Source organism: Polaromonas sp. AER18D-145 (assembly GCF_002379095.1).
Classification (GTDB): Bacteria; Pseudomonadota; Gammaproteobacteria; order Burkholderiales; family Burkholderiaceae_C; genus Polaromonas.
Genome location: NZ_NBZV01000034.1, coordinates 1 through 21,284 on the forward strand (window position 1 = coordinate 1; position 21,284 = coordinate 21,284).

Annotated in this window: 14 protein-coding genes and 1 pseudogene; 14 read left to right on the top strand and 1 reads right to left on the bottom strand. The window is 64.7% G+C overall.

The features are described from left to right. The first annotated feature begins 172 nt into the window (after positions 1-172). The 13 genes and pseudogenes from B7G52_RS15985 to B7G52_RS16040 all read left to right on the top strand — a co-directional run bounded on the left by B7G52_RS15985 (position 173) and on the right by B7G52_RS16040 (position 13,439). Positions 173-1,807, top strand: a complete 1,635-nt coding sequence (locus B7G52_RS15985) for a carboxyl transferase domain-containing protein (RefSeq protein WP_096698547.1) — start codon at positions 173-175, stop codon at positions 1,805-1,807. An 18-nt stretch (positions 1,808-1,825) separates the two neighbouring features. Continuing rightward, positions 1,826-2,965 carry an acyl-CoA dehydrogenase family protein gene (locus B7G52_RS15990; protein ID WP_096698548.1) on the top strand — a complete coding sequence of 380 codons (1,140 nt, stop codon included), beginning with the start codon at positions 1,826-1,828 and terminating at the stop codon, positions 2,963-2,965. A gap of 26 nt (positions 2,966-2,991) precedes the next feature. Then, positions 2,992-3,777 (top strand): enoyl-CoA hydratase/isomerase family protein, encoded by a 786-nt coding sequence (locus B7G52_RS15995; protein WP_096698549.1) that lies wholly within the window; start codon positions 2,992-2,994, stop codon positions 3,775-3,777. An 18-nt stretch (positions 3,778-3,795) separates the two neighbouring features. Further along, entirely contained in the window at positions 3,796-4,932 is a 1,137-nt protein-coding gene (locus B7G52_RS16000) for a dienelactone hydrolase family protein (RefSeq protein WP_096698550.1), read from the top strand. A 12-nt stretch (positions 4,933-4,944) separates the two neighbouring features. Next, the gene (locus tag B7G52_RS16005; RefSeq protein WP_096698551.1) at positions 4,945-5,616 is read left to right on the top strand and encodes a DUF4126 domain-containing protein; all 672 of its coding nucleotides are present in this window, start codon (positions 4,945-4,947) and stop codon (positions 5,614-5,616) included. A 110-nt stretch (positions 5,617-5,726) separates the two neighbouring features. Next, the gene (locus B7G52_RS16010; protein ID WP_096698600.1) at positions 5,727-7,718 is read left to right on the top strand and encodes an acetyl/propionyl/methylcrotonyl-CoA carboxylase subunit alpha; all 1,992 of its coding nucleotides are present in this window, start codon (positions 5,727-5,729) and stop codon (positions 7,716-7,718) included. 169 nt (positions 7,719-7,887) lie between these two features. Beyond that, positions 7,888-8,817 carry a glyoxylate/hydroxypyruvate reductase A gene (locus B7G52_RS16015; protein ID WP_096698552.1) on the top strand — a complete coding sequence of 310 codons (930 nt, stop codon included), beginning with the start codon at positions 7,888-7,890 and terminating at the stop codon, positions 8,815-8,817. 150 nt (positions 8,818-8,967) lie between these two features. Further along, a complete protein-coding gene (locus tag B7G52_RS16020) occupies positions 8,968-9,876 on the top strand; it encodes a hydroxymethylglutaryl-CoA lyase (RefSeq protein ID WP_096698553.1) in 909 nt (302 codons plus the stop codon). Continuing rightward, positions 9,876-10,382: pseudogene (locus B7G52_RS16025) on the top strand (YbaK/EbsC family protein); the annotation flags it as partial. The gene B7G52_RS16020 and the pseudogene B7G52_RS16025, both read left to right, overlap by 1 nt. Next, entirely contained in the window at positions 10,383-10,631 is a 249-nt protein-coding gene (locus B7G52_RS24490) for a DUF1289 domain-containing protein (RefSeq protein ID WP_371329029.1), read from the top strand. Positions 10,632-10,671: 40 nt separating this feature from the next. Continuing rightward, complete coding sequence (locus B7G52_RS16030) at positions 10,672-11,313, top strand: 2-hydroxychromene-2-carboxylate isomerase (RefSeq protein ID WP_096698555.1); 642 nt, start codon at positions 10,672-10,674, stop codon at positions 11,311-11,313. Between the two features lie 180 nt (positions 11,314-11,493). Continuing rightward, the gene (locus tag B7G52_RS16035; RefSeq protein WP_096698556.1) at positions 11,494-13,152 is read left to right on the top strand and encodes an MFS transporter; all 1,659 of its coding nucleotides are present in this window, start codon (positions 11,494-11,496) and stop codon (positions 13,150-13,152) included. Between the two features lie 107 nt (positions 13,153-13,259). After that, entirely contained in the window at positions 13,260-13,439 is a 180-nt protein-coding gene (locus B7G52_RS16040; RefSeq protein WP_096698557.1) for a hypothetical protein, read from the top strand. A 316-nt stretch (positions 13,440-13,755) separates the two neighbouring features. Here B7G52_RS16040 and B7G52_RS16050 read toward each other — a convergent pair whose 3' ends face one another. After that, positions 13,756-15,084, bottom strand: coding sequence for an ABC transporter substrate-binding protein (locus B7G52_RS16050; RefSeq protein WP_371329028.1), 1,329 nt, complete (start codon positions 15,082-15,084; stop codon positions 13,756-13,758). A 180-nt stretch (positions 15,085-15,264) separates the two neighbouring features. On the opposite strand from B7G52_RS16050, the gene uvrA reads away from it, so the two are divergent. Further along, positions 15,265-21,273, top strand: coding sequence for an excinuclease ABC subunit UvrA (gene uvrA / locus B7G52_RS16055; RefSeq protein ID WP_096698559.1), 6,009 nt, complete (start codon positions 15,265-15,267; stop codon positions 21,271-21,273). Positions 21,274-21,284: the final 11 nt, after the last annotated feature.

Sequence of the window (21,284 nt, forward strand, 5' to 3'; positions counted from 1 at the left end):
CGGCTGGGCCGGGGTGGCGGACGGGGGGCGGACAGACATGAGCCAAGTTTGGCGCAAGCTGGCACGATTTGCAACCTGTGTGGCGGCCGTCTGGCGGCTTTTGCGCCTAAGCTGCGGTATTGGCGTTAAGGTGTGGCCCATGCGCGGCCGCCCGCGCCGCTGTGAGGAATCTATGCCTGTTCTGGAGACAAAACTCAACGCCCGCTCGGCCGACTTTCAGGCCAATGCCGCCGCCATGCGCGCGCTGGTGGACGACCTGAAGCTGCAGGTGGCCAAGGCCGCTGCCGGCGGCGGTGAAGCGGCCCGGGCCAAACACGTGGCGCGCGGCAAGCTGCCGCCGCGCGAGCGGGTGCAGATGCTGCTGGACCCGGGCACACCCTTCCTGGAGCTGGCACCGCTGGCGGCGCTGGCCATGTACCCCGACCGTGACGGCAGCGACAGCGCGCCCTGTGCCGGCGTGATCACCGGCATAGGCCGCGTCAACGGTGTGGACTGCATGATCGTCTGCAATGACGCGACCGTGAAGGGCGGCACCTACTACCCGATGACGGTCAAAAAGCATTTGCGCGCGCAGGAAGTGGCGCAGCAAAACCGCCTGCCCTGCATTTACCTGGTGGATTCGGGCGGTGCCAACCTGCCGAACCAGGACGAGGTGTTTCCCGACCGCGACCATTTCGGCCGCATCTTCTACAACCAGGCCAACATGAGTGCGCAGGGCATTGCGCAGATTGCCGTGGTCATGGGCAGTTGCACGGCCGGCGGCGCCTACGTGCCGGCCATGAGCGACGAAACCATCATCGTCAAGAACCAGGGCACCATCTTCCTGGGCGGCCCGCCGCTGGTGAAAGCCGCCACCGGCGAAATCGTCACCGCCGAAGACCTGGGCGGCGGCGACGTGCACACCCGGCTGTCGGGCGTGGCCGACTACCTGGCGCAGAACGACGCCCACGCGCTGGCGCTGGCGCGCTCGGCGGTTGCCAACCTGAACGCAAATTTCAATAGAAAAGTGCCTGAAGTCCTTTCCAGCCGTGCGCCGCGTGCTCCTGAATATGCAGCAAACGAGGTGTACGGCGTGGTGCCCACGGACACCCGCAAGCCCTACGATGTGCGCGAGATCATTGCCCGCATCGTGGATGGCAGCGAGTTCGACGAGTTTAAGGCGCGTTTCGGCAGCACGCTGGTCACCGGCTTTGCGCACATCGAAGGCATGCCGGTCGGCATCATCGCCAACAACGGCATCCTGTTCAGCGAGTCGGCGCAAAAGGGCGCCCACTTCATCGAGCTGTGCTGCCAGCGCAAGATCCCGCTAGTGTTCTTGCAGAACATCACCGGCTTCATGGTCGGGCGTAAGTACGAGGCTGAGGGCATTGCGCGCCACGGTGCCAAGATGGTGATGGCCGTGGCCACGGCGCAGGTGCCCAAGTTCACCATCATCATCGGCGGCAGCTTCGGCGCCGGCAACTACGGCATGTGCGGCCGCGCCTACAGCCCGCGCTTTTTGTGGATGTGGCCGAACGCGCGCATCTGCGTCATGGGCGGCGAGCAGGCCTCTTCCGTGCTGGCCAGCGTGCGACGCGACGCGATCGAGGCCAAGGGCGGCAGCTGGAGCGCCGACGAAGAAAAGGCCTTCAAGCAACCCATGCTGGACCAGTTCGAGCACCAGTCGCACCCGTATTACTCCAGCGCGCGACTGTGGGACGACGGGGTGATCGACCCGGCCGACACGCGCCGCGTGCTGGCGCTGGGCCTGCGCGCCAGTCTGAACGCCCCGATTCCCGAGCCGAAGTTCGGCGTCTTCCGCATGTAACCGGCCCAGGAAAAGAAAATGTCCAACGCTTCCATCTACGACACGCCCGAATACGAATCCCTGCGCGACCAGATCGCCCGCTTCATTGCCAAGGAAGTGGAGCCGCACGCCGCCGCCTGGGAGGAACAGGGCTTTGTGCCGCGCGAAGTCCTCAAGCGCATGGGCGCCGTCGGCCTGTTCGGCCTGATGTACGAAGAAAAATACGGCGGCGCCGACAGCGACGCGATGACAAACCTGGTGTTTGCCGAGGCGTTGTCGCAGTCCACCTTTGCCGGCTTCATCATCACCGTGCTGGTCCACACCGACATGGCCAGCCCGCACCTGCACCACGCGGGCAATGCGGAACAAAAAGACAAGTACCTGAAGAAGGTGATTGCCGGCGAGCTGATCACCGCGGTCGGCATCACCGAGCCGGGCGCCGGCTCCGACGTGGCGGGCATACGCAGCACCGCCAGGCGGGACGGCGACGACTGGGTCCTCAACGGCACCAAGATGTTCATCACCAACGGCGTGCATGCCGACCTGTACTTTGTGGCGGCCAAGACCGGGCCGGGCAAGCGCGACATCTCGATGTTCATCGTCGAGAAAGGCACGCCGGGTTTCACCGTCGGCCGCGCGCTGAAGAAAACCGGCTGGTTGTCGTCCGACACGGCCGAGCTGATCTTCGACAACGTGCGCATCCCCGCCTGGAACCTGCTGGGCGAGGAGGGCAAGGGTTTTTATTCGGTCATGAAAAACTTCCAGACCGAACGCATCGCGCTGGGTGCCATGGCGGTGGGCCACTGCCAGCAGGCGCTCAAGCTCACGCTGGACTACGTGCGCCAGCGCCAGGCCTTTGGCGGGCCGCTGTGGGACCAGCAGGTGATCCGCCAGCGCCTGGCCATGCTGGACGCGAAGACGCGTGCCGCACGCGCCTTCATGTACCACTGCGCCTGGCGTGTCACGCAAGGCCACGACATCGTGCAGGACGTGTCCATGCTCAAGGCGCTGACCGGTGAGCTGGTCAACGAGGTGGTGCAGACCTGCCAGCAGTTTCACGGCGGCATGGGCTTCATCCGCGAGACGGCCATCGAGCGCCTGTGGCGCGATGCACGCGTGCTGGCCATAGGCGGCGGCGCCACCGAAGTGATGCTGGAAGAAGTGGCCAAGCGTTACTGAGCTATTGAGCTACTGAGGAAGAAACCATGAATCACCTGCAACTGGCCTGCGACGGCGGCGTCGCCACCGTCACTCTCAATCGCCCCGACGTTCGGAACGCCTTCAACGACGAAGTCATCGCCGAGATGACCGCATGTTTCCAGGACCTCGGTGCGCGTGATGACGTGCGCTGCATCCTGCTGGCGGCCAACGGCACGGCCTTCTGTGCCGGCGCGGACCTGAACTGGATGAAACGCATGGCCACCTATTCGCGCGAGGAAAACCTTGCCGATGCGGGTGCGCTGGCGGAAATGCTGCGCGTGATTTATGCCTGTCCCAAACCGACCATCGCGCGCGTGCAGGGCGACGTATATGCGGGCGGCACCGGCCTGGTGGCGGCCTGTGACATGGCGGTGTCGGTGGACACGGCCGGTTATTGCCTCAGCGAAGTGAAGCTGGGCCTGATTCCCGCGACCATCAGCCCGTATGTGATTCGCGCCATGGGCGCGCGGGCGTCGCACCGCTACTTCCTGACCGCCGAACGTTTCAGTGCCGCAGAAGCCCTGCGCATCGGCTTTGTGCATGAGGTGGTGAGTGCCGCCGAGCTCGACGGCAAGGTGGCCGAACTGGCGAAAACGCTCGTCAATGCCGGCCCGCAGGCGGTGCGCCTGTGCAAGAAACTGGTGCAGGACGTGGCGGAGCAGGCCATCACCCCGGCGCTGGTGCAGATGACGGTGGAAGGCATTGCCGACATCCGCGTCAGCCCGGAGGGCCGTGAAGGCGTGCAGTCTTTTCTGCAAAAACGCAAGCCCAACTGGCTGCCATCGGCCTGAAGCCACGGCACGCCGACCATGAAGCTGAAGACGCTGTTTCTTGTTGCTGCGCTGCTGGGGGCCTGGCTGGCCCCGGCCGCGGCGCAGTCCGGCGACCTGGATGCCTCGCTCAACGAGACGGTGGTGCAGATTCCCAAAGCCGGGTCGCCTGCGCTTGCGCTGGAAACCACCGTTTACAAACCCGAGGGCGCGGGGCCTTTTCCCCTGGCCATCATCAACCACGGCAAGGCCTTTGGCAAGGCGCGTGAGCAGGCGCGTTATCGCCCGGCGATTGCGGCCCGCTATTTTCTGCAGCGCGGCTACGCGGTCATTGTCCCGATGCGGCAGGGGTTCTCGAACTCAGGCGGCAACTATGCCGGGGCCGGATGCGATCTCGAGGGCAATGGCCTGGCGCATGCCGGTGACGTGAAGGCCACGCTCGATTACGTGACCGCGCAGCCGTGGGCAGACAGGAACAACATCGTCGTGCTGGGCCAGTCCCACGGCGGGTGGACCACGCTGGCCTTTGGGGCGCAAGCCTATCCCGGCGTCAAGGCCCTGGTCAACTTTGCCGGCGGCCTGCGGCAGGAAAAGTGCCCGGGCTGGGAGCAGGCCCTGGCGCTTGGCGCCGGCCGTTATGCCCGGGACACCCGCTTGCCGTCGCTCTGGTTTTATGGTGACAACGACAGCTACTTCAGCACCCACACTTTTCGCGCCATGCACGCGCAGTACACGGCCTCGGGCGGCAAGGCCAGGCTGGTGGCTTTTGGCGAGTTCGGAAGCGATGCGCACCACCTGTTTGGGTCGCGTGCCGGCCAACCGGTCTGGCAACCCGAAGTCAGCCGCCTGTTGGCCGCCGTGGGCCTGCCGAGCGAGCGACAGGCGAAGTTTGCCAAATACGGAACCGCCGGCCTGACGCCCCTTCCGCCGGAAACGGACTTTGCCGCGCTGGAAAATATCATCAAGCTGCCGCATGTCAAAAGCGCAGGCCGTGCGGGCTACCAGGCGTATCTGACGAAACTGATTCCGCGCGCGTTTGCCATCGGGGCCGACGGCGCCTGGGGCTGGGCCGACGGGGGTGAAGACCCGCTGAAACGGGCACTGGAGAACTGCCAGCGCCACAGCAAGGCCGAGTGCCGGCTGTATTCGGTCGACGACTTTGTCGTCTGGCAGTAGGCGCGGATTGCGATGCAGGCCATGGACACCGCACAACTGATTGCCCTCGCCGGCGCGCTCGGCTGGGCCAGCGGCGTGCGGCTGTACCTGGTGGTGCTGCTGACCGGCCTGGCCGGCTTCATGGGCTGGATCACGCTGCCGCCCGGCCTGCATCTGCTGGCGCATCCTGTGGTGCTGGGTGCCAGCGGCTTCATGGTGCTTGTCGAATTTTTTGCCGACAAGATTCCGGGGCTGGATTCGCTGTGGGACGTGGTGCACACCCTGATCCGCATTCCCGCCGGCGCGGCCCTGGCGGCCGGCGTGTTCGGCGCCGACAGCGGGCTGATGGCGCTGCTTGCGGCGCTGGCGGGCGGCACGCTGGCGGCCACCAGCCATGCCGCCAAGGCGACGACCCGCGCGGCCATCAACACCTCGCCCGAACCCTTCAGCAACGTGGGGGCGTCCCTGCTCGAAGACGGCCTGGTGCCGTTGGGCCTATGGCTGGCGATTGCGCATCCGCTGGTGTTTGTGGTCGTGCTGTTGCTCGTGCTGGTGGTCAGCGTGTGGCTGATCCGCCTCTGCTGGCGCTTCCTGACGCAGCTGTTTGTCCGTGTTGCCCGCATTTTCAGCGGCAAGCCTGATACCGGCCTGCCGCCTGCCTTTACCTTGAAATCCCCTTTCTCAAAGAACGACCGACATGTTTAAAAAAATACTGATCGCCAACCGCGGTGACCAGCCGCAAAGCGGCGCAGCAGCGAAGCTACATCGCATGGCACGCGGAGCGTGCGCAGGCTATTTCACCGCGAGAACCCACCATGTTTAAAAAAATACTGATCGCCAATCGCGGTGAAATCGCCTGCAGGGTCGCGGCCACCGCGCGCCGCATGGCCATCCAGACCGTCGCCGTGTATTCCGACGCGGATGCCGGCGCCAAACATGTCAGTGTGTGCGACGAGGCCATCCACATTGGCGGCAGCGCGCCCAAGGACAGCTACTTGCGCTGGGAAAAAATCATCGCCGCGGCAAAAGCCACCGGTGCCGAGGCGATCCACCCGGGGTATGGTTTCCTCAGCGAAAACGAAGAGTTTGCCCAGGCTTGCGGCGACGCCGGCCTGGTCTTCATCGGCCCGCCGGCCTCCGCCATCAAGGCCATGGGCCTGAAGGCCGAGTCCAAACAGCTGATGGAAAAAGCCGGCGTGCCGCTGGTGCCCGGTTACCACGGCAGCGACCAGGATCCGGCGCTGCTCCAGCGTGAAGCCGACAGCATTGGTTACCCGGTGCTGATCAAGGCCAGCGCCGGCGGCGGCGGCAAGGGCATGCGTGCGGTGGAAAAATCGGAGGACTTCGAGGCCGCGCTGGCGTCCTGCAAGCGCGAGGCCATCAGCAGTTTTGGCGACGACGCGGTACTGGTTGAAAAGTACGCGCAGCGCCCGCGCCACATCGAGATTCAGGTGTTTGGCGACACGCACGGCAACTATGTGTACCTGTTCGAACGCGACTGCTCGGTGCAGCGCCGGCACCAGAAGGTGCTGGAAGAAGCGCCGGCGCCCGGCATGACCGAAGCGATGCGCCGCGAGATGGGCGAGGCCGCGGTCGCGGCGGCACGTGCGGTTAACTACGTGGGTGCCGGAACGGTGGAGTTCATTGTTGAGCAGCGCCCCGACGGCACGATGAACTTCTTCTTCATGGAAATGAACACCCGCCTGCAGGTTGAGCACCCGGTGACCGAGGCGATCACCGGGCTGGATCTGGTGGAGTGGCAGTTGCGCGTGGCCTCGGGTGAGAAGCTGCCGCTGGCGCAGGACCAGCTGCGCATCCACGGCCATGCGATCGAGGCGCGTATCTGCGCTGAAAGTCCCGACAACAACTTCCTGCCCGCCACCGGCACGCTGCATGTCTACGGCCTGCCGCCGTCGGTCTCGTTCGAGCGTGGCCTGGTGCGTGTGGATGGCGGCGTGCGCGAAGGTGATGCGATCTCTCCGTATTACGACTCGATGATCGCCAAACTGATTGTGCATGGCGACAACCGCGAGCAGGCGCTGGCACGCATGGACGAAGCGCTGGCGCAATTGCACATCGTGGGCCTGAGCACCAATGTGCAGTTTTTGCGCCATGTGGTGCAAAGCCGCTCGTTTGCCCAGGCCGATCTGGACACCGGGCTGATCCCGCGCGAGGAGGCGGTGCTGTTCAACCAGGAAAAACTCGGCCTGCCCCTGGCGGCAGCCGCCGCTGTGGCCTTGAGTCTGCTGGAGGAAAAAGCGCAGGAAACGGCCGACCCCTTCAGCAGGCGTGATGGCTGGCGCTCGCACGGGGTGGCGCTGCGGCGTGTCGAATTCGAGTTTCACGGCGAACCCGCGCAGGCCGCATTGACCTATTTGCATGATGGCGGGCTGCGCCTGGCCGTCGGCGATGTGGACGAGGTGCTGGTGTTTGCCGGCAGCGGCGGCGCAGTGGACATCCGCTTTGGCGAGCAGCGGCTCAGTGCGCACATCTACCGCCGCGGCGAAACCGTGCATGTGTTCGCCCGGCAGGGCGCCACGCAGATCACGGTGATCGACCAGCTTGCGCATGCCGGTGAAGCCCATGGCGAAGCCGGCCGCCTGACCGCCCCCATGCCGGGCAAGGTCGTGTCGTTTGCGGTGAAAGCCGGTGACAAGGTGAGCAAGGGCCAGGCGCTGGCCGTGATGGAGGCCATGAAGATGGAGCACACCATTGCCGCGCCGGCCGACGGTGTGGTGCAGGAGGTGTTGTACGCCCCCGGCGACCAGGTCACCGAGGGCGCGGAGCTGCTCAAGATGGTGGCCTAGGGGCGATGGCCTCCGGCGGCGCCGCCAGGAAGGTCTGCATGAGGCCCGGCAAGCGCCCCATCACCGTTCTCCCTGAGCTTGTCGAAGGGCTTCGACAAGCTCAGCCCGAACGGGGTGCGGGGAAAACATCAACCGGGCCCGGACGCCACGGTGGCGGCACAATCACGGCATGAAAATTTCCTTTTGTTGTACCGATACCAAGGCCGAGCCCTGGCTGGCCGGATTGCGCGCCGCCTTTCCGGCCGATCACGTGGAACAGTGGGCGCCGGGCGCCCCGCCGGCAGACTATGCGGTGGTCTGGGCGCCGCCCCAGCAGTTTCTGGACGAGCAGCCGCAGCTCAAGGCCTTGTTCAACATCGGGGCGGGCGTGGATGCGCTGATGAAGCTGCGCCTGCCGCCCCAGGCGGCCGTGGTACGGCTGGACGATGCCGGCATGTCGGTGCAGATGGCCGAGTATGTGTGCCATGCGGTGATCCGGCATTTCCGCGAATTCGACGGCTACGAGGCCGATGTCAAACAGGGCACATGGTCCTACCGCAAGCCACGGCTGCGCCAGGATTTTCCGGTCGGCGTCATGGGCCTGGGCGTGCTCGGCGAACGTGTGGCCCGGGCGCTGGCGCAGTTTGACTATCCGGTTCTGGGCTGGAGCCGGTCCACCAAAACGATAGCGGGCGTGCAGTGTTTTTCAGGGCAGGCCGGGCTGGATGATTTCCTGTCGGGCACGCGCGTGCTGGTGTGCCTGCTGCCGCTGACCCCCGACACGCAGGGCATCATGAACCGGCAAACGCTGTCCAGGCTGCGGCCCGGCGGGTACGTCGTCAACGTGGCGCGCGGCACGCACCTGGTGGACGAGGACCTGATGGCGCTGCTCGACAGCGGCCATCTGGCCGGCGCCACGCTGGATGTCTTTCGCACCGAACCGCTGCCGGCCACCCATCCATTCTGGAAACACCCCCTCATCACCGTCACGCCGCACACCTCGGCCCGGACCCTGCGCGAGGAAAGCATTGCGCAGATTGCGGGCAAGATCGCGGCGCTCCAGGCGGGGCAACCGATTGCCAGCCTTGCCGGTGTGGTTGACCCGAAAAAAGGATACTGATGTTGCCCCCACGGTCGTTCGCTTCGCGTAACTCCCTGCCCCCCGAGGGGGCCGCTGCGCCTGCGGCCCGGCGAAGCCGGTTCCGCGGCCCCTGCTTGGTTGCTAACCGGTTACCGCCTCGCGATCACAATATGTCCTGAAGGAGCCCCAATGAAACTGCCAGCCAGAGTCAAAATTGTTGATGTTGGTCCGCGCGACGGCCTGCAGAACGAAAAAGCGCAGGTGCCCGCCGCCGTCAAGATCGAGCTGGTGCACCGCCTGCAGGACGCCGGCCTCACTGAAATTGAAGTCACCAGTTTTGTGTCGCCCAAATGGGTGCCGCAAATGGCGGACGCTGCCGAGGTCATGGCCGGCATCACGCGCAAGCCCGGTGTGCGTTATTCGGTGCTGACGCCCAACATGAAGGGCTTCGAGGCCGCCGTGTTGTCCAAACCCGATGAAATTGTCGTGTTTGCCGCCGCCAGCGAGGCTTTCAGCCAGCGCAACATCAACTGCTCCATCGCTGAAAGCATTGAGCGTTTCCGTCCCGTGGCCGAGGCCGCCCGGGCGCACAACATTCGCGTGCGCGGTGCGATTTCCTGCGCCGTGGGCTGCCCTTACGAAGGCGAGGTCGCGCCGGAGCGTGTCGAGATGGTGGCGCGCCTGCTCAAGGACATCGGTGTGCAGCACATCGGTGTGGCGGACACGATTGGCGTGGGCACGCCGCTGAAGGTCCAGCGCGCGATGGAAGCCGCACTGAAACACTACGCCATCGACGAGGTGTCCGGGCATTTTCACGACACCTATGGCCAGGCCCTGGGCAACACGCTGATCTGCCTCGAAATGGGCATCTGGAACTACGACACCTCGTCGGCCGGCCTGGGCGGCTGCCCGTATGCCAAGGGCGCGACCGGCAATGTGGCGACCGAAGACGTGGTCTACATGCTGCAGGGCATGGGCATAGACACCGGCATCGACCTCGACAAGCTGATTGATGCCGGCAAGTTCATCAGCGACTACCTGGAGCGCAAGCCCAATTCGCGCGCCGCCACCGCCTTGCTCAACAAGAGGCTGGGGTGATGTGTGGCGGTGAGCTCAAGGTGTTGCCTGAAGGCGTGCAACGCGTCGCCGCGGAACTGCAGGCCAAGGGCCACCCGCATTCGCCGGTGATGCTGGACGATGCGGCGCGCACCGCGCAGCAGGCGGCCGATGCCCTGGGCATCGCCCTGGGCCAGATCGCCAAAAGCATCATCTTTCGCCGCAAGTCCGATGACGCGGTGGTGCTGGTCATCACGGCCGGCGACCAGCGGGTCGACGAGCGCAAGGTCGAAGCCCTGGTCTGCCCCGATGGCAAGCGGCTGGGCCGGGCGGATGCGGCGTTTGTCAAAACCCGCACCGGCTTTTCGATAGGCGGCGTCTCGCCGCTGGCGCATGCCACACCGCCCGTCACGCTGATCGACCAGAGCCTGTTCCGTTTTGAAGAGGTCTGGGCGGCGGCCGGCCACCCGCATGGGGTGTTCAAACTCAGCCCGCAGGGGCTCGTCGCCCTCACCGGCGCGCCTGTGGCCGACGTGGCGGTGGACCCGGTGCAGGAACAGGTCGCGCAGCAACGCGCTATCTTTCTGGTAGCGGACCGCGCCCGTGAAATAAAGGGTCAGACCGAAAACCTTCCTTCGCCCTGCATCTCGGTGTGCCGCATGGACGCGGTCAGCGGCTGGTGTGAGGGCTGCTTCCGTACCCGCGACGAAATTGCCGGCTGGAGCGGGGCGACGGATGCGGGCAAACGTGTGGTCTGGACCCTGATCGAGCAGCGCATGGCCGCGCTGCAAGCCTGACTGACCCTGTCCTCAACGCATCCACCCCGGCGAGCGTGCCATGAAACACATCACCTTCTACCTCGACTTCATCTCGCCCTATGCCTACCTGGCTTTCGAGAAGCTGCCCGAGGCCCTGAAGGGCCTCAGCTACAGCGTGACCTACAAGCCGCTGCTGTTTGCCGGCCTGCTCAAGCACCATGGACAGCTCGGTCCCGCAGAAATCCCCGGCAAGCGCGACTGGACTTACCGCCAGGTGTTGTGGCTGGCCCACCAGCACGGCATCAGGCTGCAACTGCCTGCCAGTCATCCGTTCAACCCGCTGGGCCTGCTGCGCCTGGCCGTGGCCTGCGATGCGCACGGCACGCCCAACCGTTATGTCTGCGAGACCCTGTTTCGCCACGTGTGGCAGAGCGGGCTGGAGGCGGCCGATTCGCAGCGGCTCGCTGCGCTGGCGGCGTCACTGGCGCCGCAACGCGACATCGACGGTGCGGACGTGAAAGCGCAGTTGAAGGCGCACAGCGACGAGGCCATCGCGCAGGGTGTGTTTGGCGTGCCCGCGCTGGCGGTGGACGGCAAGCTGTTCTGGGGTCTGGATGCGCTGCCCATGCTGCGCGCTTTTCTGCTCGGCGACGCCTGGTTTGACGGCCCGGACTGGGACGCGGCCAGTCAGCTTGCGACGGGCGTCTCGCGTCGGAAATAGCCCGCCACCCGGCATTCTCCGCATACCGAAAATTTCTCCGGGGGTTTTCCCTTGCCTTGTCAGGTGGCGATAAGTTTGGCGCAAGCTCCTGTTGGTTTCGCGTCAGAGCTGGGTCAGAGTCTCCAAAAATAATCTCTTCAACCTCCATGTCGGGGGTGTTCAATTATTGGAGACAACATCATGGCAACTGCAGTCGCCCCCAGGCCGATGAGCGCCGAAGAGAAGAAAGTCATCTTCGCTTCGTCACTCGGCACTGTTTTCGAGTGGTATGACTTTTACCTCTACGGTTCGCTGGCAGCCATCATTGCCAAGCAGTTTTTCAGCGGACTCGATGAAGGTTCGGCCTTCATTTTTGCCCTGCTCGCGTTTGCAGCCGGTTTCATCGTGCGTCCGTTCGGCGCATTGGTGTTCGGCCGTCTCGGCGACATGATCGGCCGCAAATACACCTTCCTGATCACCATCCTGATCATGGGCCTGTCGACCTTCATCGTCGGCCTGCTGCCCAACTACGCCACCATCGGCGTCGCCGCGCCCGTGATCCTGATTGCGCTGCGCATGCTGCAGGGTCTGGCACTTGGTGGCGAGTACGGTGGTGCAGCCGTGTATGTGGCAGAACACTCGCCCCACGGCAAGCGCGGTGCCTATACCTCGTGGATCCAGACCACAGCCACGCTGGGCCTGTTCCTGTCGCTGATGGTGATTCTGGGTACGCGTACCCTGCTCGGTGAAGCGGCTTTTGCTGACTGGGGTTGGCGCATTCCCTTCCTGCTGTCCATCCTGTTGCTGGGCGTGTCGGTGTACATCCGGCTGAGCATGAATGAGTCACCTGCCTTCACCAAAATGAAGGCCGAAGGCAAGACCTCCAAGGCACCTTTGTCCGAATCCTTCGGCCAGTGGAAAAACCTGAAGATCGTCATCCTGGCGCTGATCGGCCTGACGGCCGGCCAAGCGGTGGTCTGGTATTCGGGCCAGTTCTATGCACTGTTCTTCCTGACACAGTCCCTCAAGGTGGACGGCGCCACAGCCAACATTTTTGTTGCTGTTTCGCTGCTGATCGGCACGCCTTTCTTCGTCATTTTCGGCACGCTGTCAGACAAGATCGGCCGCAAGCCCATCATCATGGCCGGTTGCCTGCTGGCCGCGTTGACCTACTTCCCGGTGTTCACCGCGCTGACCAAAGCCGCCAACCCTGATCTTGCTGCCGCACAGGCGAAGAACAAGGTCGTTGTGACGGCTGACGCGAGCGAGTGTTCGTTCCAGTTCAACCCGACCGGCACGGCAAAGTTCACCAGCTCCTGCGACATCGCCAAGCAGGTGCTCGCCGGCGCATCGGTGAGTTATGAGAACGCGCCCGGCGCCGCCGGTGTACCCGCCACCATCAAGATTGGCGAGACCGTCATCTCCAGCTATTCCTCCAAAGGCCTGCCTGCGGATGAAGCCAAGAAGAAGGACGCCGCGTTCAAGAAGCTGGTTGCTGACGACCTGAAGGCTGCCGGTTATCCGACCAAGGCCGATCCGGCCAAGGTGGACAAGTTCATGGTGATTGCCATCCTGTCCTACCTGGTGCTGCTCGTGACCATGGTCTACGGCCCGATCGCGGCCATGCTGGTGGAACTGTTTCCCACGCGTATCCGCTACACCTCCATGAGCCTGCCGTACCACATTGGCAATGGCTGGTTTGGCGGCTTGCTGCCCACCACGGCCTTTGCCATCGTGGCGCAGACGGGCAACATGTACAACGGCTTGTGGTATCCGATCATCATTGCCGGCATGACCGTCGTGATTGGCACCTTGTTTATCAAGGAAACCAAAGACGTCGACATCTACGCTGACGACTGATCCCGGGAATGACAGTCTTGTGGTTCTGCCCGGTCCCCGGGCGGAACCACCGAACAAGTTTTTTACAAACCCCCGCGTTGCCGGGGGTTTTTTTCTGGAGAAATAGCATGTGGAAAATAGCACTCGCCTTCGTGGTCTTTGCCGGTCTGGCCATCTTCATCCTGAGCAAGGGCGGAGACATTGACATGGGGGGCGAAAAGCATGGCATCGAGGTCACGCATGAAGCCCCGACGCCGGCATCGGCCGCTTCAGCCGCTGCGTCGGCCGTGTCCGCGCCTGCACGTTAGTCCGTCCACCGACCCGCATCATGATTTACGCCAAGACCGAGGCCGGGCAGCAGGCCTTGAAAGACCGGTCCCTGCTCACGCCCCGACAGCGCTCCGCCTTCATCCTGTTTGACGGCAAACGTTCCGTTTCGCAGGTGCTGGAGGCGACGGCGGGCCTGGGTGTGACGCCGGCAGAGCTGGTTGAACTGGTGGAGTTGGGTTTTCTCACCCCCAGCCAGCAGTCCGTCGAAACGGCCGCCACCGCGGCGGCGCAGGCGGCGGCAATGGTGGCCAGGAAGGAGGGCAGCGATGCCGCCAATGACCGCTACAAGCAGGCCTACCCGATCGCTGCACAGTTGACGGGGGCGCTGGGGCTCAGGGGGTTCAGGTTGAACCTGGCCGTCGAGGGTGCGGCAGATGTGGAGGCCCTGCTTGCGCTGCTTCCAAAAATCAGGGAAGCCGTCGGGGCCGGCAAATGCAGCGCGCTGGAACAGGCCCTCAAAGGCTGAGGGCCCTGGGGGACTAGGAGCCTGTCGGGCTTGGGAGTCGTCGGCTGCAAATCGACCGCAGCGGTCCATTTTTCACCGTCTTTTTGTCCCATAGCTGGGCTATGGGCCTGCAAATGCGGCAAAAACTGTCCTCGCTGGGGCCGATTTTCGCTTTCGACGCCCTCCAGGGCGGCCTGGATTTTTTCGCGCGTCGGTTTGGCGCCGGCCCGTTTCAACCCTTCGACCAGGACCTTGGCAGCGGCAAACCCTTCGAGCATGGCCGGGCTGATGTCGCCAGTGCCTTTGGCCTTGGACAGTTCCTGGGCTTCCTTGACCATGGAATAGGCAATGGAGCGTTCATAAGGAAAGACCTGGGTCACGATCACGCCGCGCGCATTGTCGCCCAGGCTTTTGATGAAGCCGCTCGATGCATTGTTGGACAGCGTCACGATCTGCGCAGCGGAGCCGGCGGCACGAAAGGCTTTCATGCCATCGACCACCGCCTGGCCGGAGGCCACCATGATGATGGCCTGCGCATTGGACTGGACCACCTTGGGCACGATCGGCCCGAAGTCGGGCTTGCCTCGGTTGAATTTTTCCAGCACCGCAGGCTGCAGCTTGGCGGCAGCGAAGCCTTTTTGCGCGCCGGCCACGCCGTCGGCACCGAAGCTGTCGTCGGCATAAACCAGGCCGATGCGCGTGATGCCCATCGAGCTCAGGTGGGTGATCGCCTTCTCAGCTTCGCGCTGGTAGGTGGCGCGCACGTTGAACACGTGTTTTTTGACCGGCTGGTGCAGCACCATGGCGCCAGTGGACGGACCCACCAGCGGCACGCCGTGCTTTTCGAGGAGCGGAAGCATGGCTTCCGTGTGGGGTGTGCCACGGGTCAGGAACATGGCTGCGACGTTCTGTTCCTCGATCAGCTTGCGGGCATTTTCGCCGGCCAGTTTGGGGTCGAACTTGTCGTCGAGCGAGATCAGTTCAATCTTCTGCCCGTTGACACCGCCCTTGGCATTGATGGCGTCGATGTAGAGCTTCGCTCCGTCCGTGGTTTCCTTCACGCCGGCGCCCACGGGGCCGGTAAAGCCCGCGGTCTGCCCGATCAGGATTTGTGCCTGGCTGGCGTGGCTCACGGCCGCGAGCAGGAGTGCAGCGCACCAGAAATTCAGCTTTTTCATGTCATATCTCCTTGGGCTGTTGAGTTTACGCTGTCAATCTCACCGTTCGGTGGGGAAACTACGGGCGGGATAACCAGAGGACGGGTCAACGCAAAGGGCTGGCGGGCGGCTTAACCCTACGCCGCCGATTCGCACGAGCGCTGTCTAGAATGTTTGACCTACAAGGAAAGCCCCCCACCCATGACCCAGGGAACCATCCGCATTCGCGGCGCGCGACAGCACAACCTCAAAAACATTGATCTTGATATCCGCACGGGGGAAATGACGGTGGTCACCGGCCCCAGCGGGTCCGGCAAGTCCTCGCTGGTGTTTGACACGCTGTTTGCCGAAGGCCAGCGCCGTTATGTGGAAACTTTCTCGGCCTATGCACGGCAGTTCCTGGACCGCATGGACAAGCCGGCGGTGGACAAGGTGGAAGGGGTGCCACCGGCGATTGCGATTGACCAGACCAACCCGGTTCGCAGTTCGCGCTCCACCGTGGGCACCATGACCGAACTCAACGACCACTTAAAACTTTTGTATGCACGTGCCGCGCAGCTTTTCGACAAAAAGACTGCGCAGGCCGTGCGCCATGACACACCGGAGTCGATTTATGCCGAGCTGATGGCGCGCACAGCGGGCAGCGATTCCAGAGTGGTCATGACCTTCCCGGTGGAACTGCCCGGCAATACCAGCGCCGAGGAAGTGACGCAGTGGCTGTCGGCCAGCGGCTTCACGCGTGTGCATGCAGAGCGCGACGTGGCGACACCTGCCGGGCCGCGCATGAGCGACGCCGGGCCGCCCCAAGGCGCGAAGGCCCCCTCGGGGGGCAGCGCAGTACGCGAAGCGACAAGCGTGGGGGCCATTAAATTGCTCGACGTGGTGGCCGACCGCTTTCGTGTCCAGACCGCCGAGAAGGCGCGGGTGATCGAAGCCATCGAGCTGGCGCTCAAACGCGGTGGTCGCCTCAATGTGTATGTGCAGCCTGCGCAGGAGGGCGCTGCGGAGGAGATGTGGCGCTTTTCGACCGGCCTGCATTGCCCCGAGAGCGACCTGCGTTACGGCGAACCGACACCCTCGCTGTTTTCCTTCAATTCGGCCATGGGGGCCTGCGACACCTGCCGCGGTTTTGGCCGCGTCATCGGCGTCGACTACGGCCTGGTGATTCCCAACGACAAGCTGACCCTGCGCTCGGGTGCCATCAAGCCCATGCAGACGCCGGCCTGGAAAGAGGCCCAGGACGACCTGATGCGCCATGCCGAGACGGCCGGCATCCCGCGCGACACGCCCTGGTACAAACTCACCCCCGAGCAGCAGGGCTGGGTCATCAACGGCTCGCCGAACTGGAATGGCAAATGGAACCAGCACTGGTTCGGCATCAAGCGCTTCTTCGCCTACCTCGAGAGCAAGGCCTACAAGATGCACATTCGTGTGCTGCTGTCCAAATACCGCAGCTACACGCCCTGCGAGACCTGCGGCGGCGCGCGCCTCAAGCTGGAGGCCCTGCTCTGGCGCCTGGGTTCGAAAGACGCGGCCGATGCGGCGCTGCCGCCGGCCAAACGTTTCATGCCGGTCGGTGTGGACTGGACGCGTGCGCAACTCGAGGCCCTGCCGGGCCTGAGCCTGCACGACCTGATGCAGTTGCCGATCGACCGGCTGCGGGATTTTTTCAACGGGCTGGCACCGGCCGCGCTGCAGGACGGCAGCGCGCCCGATGCCGAGTTCAAGGCACTCAAGTCGCTGTTCGAGGAAATCCACACCCGGCTCAAATACCTCAGCGATGTCGGCATCGGCTACCTGACGCTGGACCGGCAAAGCCGCACGCTGTCGGGCGGTGAGGTGCAGCGCATCAACCTCACCACCGCGCTCGGCACTTCATTGGTCAACACGCTGTTTGTGCTCGACGAACCGTCGATCGGCCTGCACCCGCGCGACATGAACCGCATCACCCAGGCCATGCACCGGTTGCGCGATGCCGGCAACACGCTGGTGGTGGTCGAGCACGACCCGGCGGTGATGCTGGCCGCCGACCGCATGATCGACATGGGTCCGGGCCCGGGCGAGAAGGGCGGCCAGATTGTTTTCGACGGCACGCCGGAAGACCTCAAACACGCCGACACGTTGACCGGCGCCTACCTCGGCTCGCGCAAGCAGGTCGGCATGGGCTTCAAGCGCCCGGTGACGGACAACACGCCGCGTCTGATTCTGGAAGGCGCGCGCGACCACAACCTGAAAAACCTCACGGTGGAATTTCCGCTGCAGCGCCTGGTCTGCGTGACCGGTGTCAGCGGGTCCGGCAAGTCCACGCTGATGCAGGACATCCTGGCACCCGCACTGCTGCGCCAGTTCGGCAAGGCCACGGAAACACCCGGCCTGCATGACCGGCTGATGGGTGCGGATTATCTGACAGATGTGGTGTTTGTCGACCAGTCGCCGATCGGCAAGACGGCGCGCTCCAACCCGGCCAGTTATGTGGGCGCCTGGGACGCGGTGCGCGAGCTGTTTGCGCAGGCCCCCATGGCCCGCCAGCGCAGTTACACCGCGTCCAAGTTCAGTTTCAACAACGGCGACGGGCGCTGCCCGACCTGCGGCGGCTCGGGCTTTGAACATGTGGAGATGCAGTTCCTCAGCGACGTCTACCTGCGTTGCCCCGACTGCGACGGCAAGCGTTACCGGCCCGAGATCCTGGAAGTCACCATTGAACGCAAGGCGATCGGTGATGTGCGTGCACGCCTGATGAATGTGTCCGATGTTCTGGACCTGACGGTCAGCGAGGCCTGCGCGCTGTTTGCGCAGGACCGCGAGGTGATCCGTGCGTTGCAGCCCATCGTGGATGTCGGCCTCGAATACGTGAAGCTGGGCCAACCGGTGCCGACGCTGTCGGGTGGCGAGGCGCAGCGCCTCAAACTCGCCGGTTTCCTGGCCGGCGCATCGAAAACCGCGAGCAACAGCCGGCAGCCGCTGGCGCTGAAAAACATCAACCGCGGCACGCTGTTCCTGTTCGACGAGCCGACCACCGGTCTGCATTTCGACGACATCGCCAAACTGATGCGTGCGCTGCGCAAGCTGCTCGATGTCGGCCATTCGCTGATCATCATCGAGCACAACCTTGACGTGATTCGCTCGGCCGACTGGCTGATTGACCTGGGTCCCGAAGGCGGCGAGGCCGGCGGCTTGCTGGTGGCCCAGGGCACGCCCGAAGCCGTGCGCGAGCACCCGACCTCCCACACCGCGCTGGCGCTGCGCGAGTACGAGCAGGCCATGGGCAAGGTGCATGGTGTCGAGGAGGCGCGGCCCAAGGTCTGGACCACCAAACCGGCGTTTTCCAACCTGATCCAGATCGTCAATGCCAAGGAGCACAACCTCAAGAGCCTGTCGGTCAACATTCCGCGCGGCCAGTTCAACGTGGTGACCGGCGTGTCGGGGTCCGGCAAGTCCACGCTGGCGTTTGACATATTGTTCAACGAGGGCCAGCGGCGTTACCTGGAGTCGCTCAACGCCTATGCACGCAGCATCGTGCAGCCGGCCGGCCGGCCCGAGGTGGACGCGGTCTACGGCATTCCGCCGACCGTGGCGATCGAGCAGCGCCTGTCGCGCGGCGGACGCAAGTCCACCGTGGGCACGACCACCGAGGTCTGGCATTTCCTGCGCCTGCTTTACGTGAAGCTCGGCATCCAGCATTGCACCAAAGACGGTGCGGCGGTGATGCCGCAGAGCGCCGAAAGTATTGCCGCGCAACTGCTCAAGGCGCACCGTGGCCAGCACATCGGCCTGCTGGCGCCGCTGGTGATCAACCGCAAGGGCGTCTACACGGAACTCGCCGACTGGGCGCGGCCGCGCGGCTACACGCATTTGCGCGTGGACGGCGAATTTCTGCCGACCACGGGCTTTCCGCGCATCGACCGCTTCAAGGAGCACACGGTGGAGCTGCCGGTGGCCGACATCCACGTGACCCCCGCCAACGAGGCCGCGCTGCGCCAGGCGCTGGCCACCGCGCTGGAACACGGCAAGGGGGTGGTGCATGTGCTGGCCCCGCTGGATGGCTTGCGCGGCGCGATGCTGGCCGGCACGCCCACCCGGCAGATCGGTAGCTTGCAGGCCTCGTCCACCAAACGTGCTTGCCCGGTCTGCGCCACCTCCTACCCTGAACTCGACCCACGCCTGTTCAGCTACAACAGCAAACACGGCTGGTGCCCGGACTGCGTGGGCACCGGTGTCAGGCTCACCAAGGAACAGCGCAAGGTGTTTGACGACTCGGTGCGTGACGACGACAACAAGGGCCGCGAGCAGAGTTTTGTCGAGGCCGATGTGGACGAGGTGCTGGACGCCGTCTGCCCGGCCTGCGCCGGCTCACGCCTGAACGCGCAGGCGCGTGCCGTGAAGTTTGCGGGGGTGGGCATTGCCGACATCGCCGCGCTGTCGGTGACCGACGTGCGCCGCTGGGTCGAGACGCTGGCGCTGTCAGGGCGCGAGGCCGGCATTGCGCGCGACCTGATTCCCGAGATCAAGAGCCGGCTCGAATTCCTCGAGGACGTGGGCCTGGGCTATTTGACGCTGGACCGTGGCGCGCCCACGCTGTCGGGCGGCGAAGCCCAGCGCATACGGCTGGCGGCGCAGTTGGGTTCCAACCTGCAGGGGGTTTGTTATGTGCTGGACGAGCCGACCATCGGCCTGCACCCGCGCGACAACCAGATTTTGCTGCGCGCGCTGGGCAAGCTCAGCGAACGTGGCAACACGCTGGTGGTGGTTGAGCATGACGAAGACACGATTCGCCGCGCCGACAACATCATCGACATCGGGCCCGGCGCCGGCAAACGCGGTGGCCAGCTCGTGGGGCAGGGTACGGCCGAACACCTGGCGACCCTGCCGGATTCACTGACCGGGCGCTACCTGGCCAACCCGCTGATTCACCCGCTGCATGCGCGGCGTGAGACGCAGTGGGCCCTCACCCCAGCCCTCTCCCCGCAGGGGCGAGGGAGTGGAACGGGTTTGCTCCCTCTCCCCTTGGGAGAGGGCAGGGGTGAGGGCTCCCCGCTCAAGCCCCTGAGCAAGCAGAAGGCCGCAACGCTGAAGGCCCAGGCGCTGAAAGCGGCGGCCGCCCGTGCCAGCGCGCTGCACAATGCCGCGCCGGCGGCAGCCAGCCCGTTCACCTCCTGGCTCACCGTGGTCGGGGCCGACCTGCACAACCTCAAGAACGTCTCGGTCAAGGTCCCGCTGTACCGGTTGGTCGCGGTGACGGGGGTGTCGGGGTCGGGCAAATCAACCCTGGCGCGCGATGTGCTGCTGACCAATGTGCAGGCCGGCGTGGCGCAACGTTCGACGCGGGCCGGGCGTGAGGCCGACGATGCCGGCAAACACCCGGCATGGACCGGCTGCGAAGACATCGAGGGTTACGAGGTGGTGGACCGTGTGCTCGAAGTGGACCAGACGCCGATCGGCAAGACACCGCGCTCCTGCCCGGCCACCTACATCGGTTTCTGGGACACGGTGCGCAAGCTGTTCGCCGACACACTCGAAGCCAAGGCGCGCGGTTACGGCGCCGGGCGTTTCAGTTTCAACACCGGCGAAGGCCGCTGCCCGACCTGCGAAGGTGCCGGCGTGCGCACCATCGGCATGAGCTTCCTGCCGGACGTGAAGGTGCTCTGCGAAACCTGTCACGGCGCGCGTTTTAACCCCGAGACCCAGGCCGTGACCTGGCGCGGCAAGAACATCGGCGACGTGTTGACCATGGAAGTCGACGAAGCCGTCGAGTTTTTCGCCTCCATGCCGAGCATTGCGCACCCGCTGCAGTTGCTCAAGGACGTGGGCCTGGGTTACCTGACGCTGGGCCAGCCGTCGCCGACGCTGTCGGGCGGCGAGGCGCAGCGCATCAAGCTGGTGACCGAACTGTCCAAGGTGCGCGACGATATCACGCGGCGCGGCCAGAAGGCGCCGCACACCTTGTATGTGCTGGACGAGCCCACGGTGGGCCTGCATATGGCTGATGTCGAAAAACTGATCCATGTGCTGCACCGGCTGGTCAATGGCGGCCACAGCGTGGTGGTGATCGAGCACGACCTCGACGTGATCGCCGAAGCCGACTGGGTGATCGACCTGGGACCGGACGGCGGCAACGCCGGCGGCCAGGTGGTCGCGGCCACGACGCCGGAGCAGGTGGTCAAGCTGGGCACGGCAACCGGGAAGGCGCTGGCACCGGTGTTGGCACGTTAGGGGAAAGACCT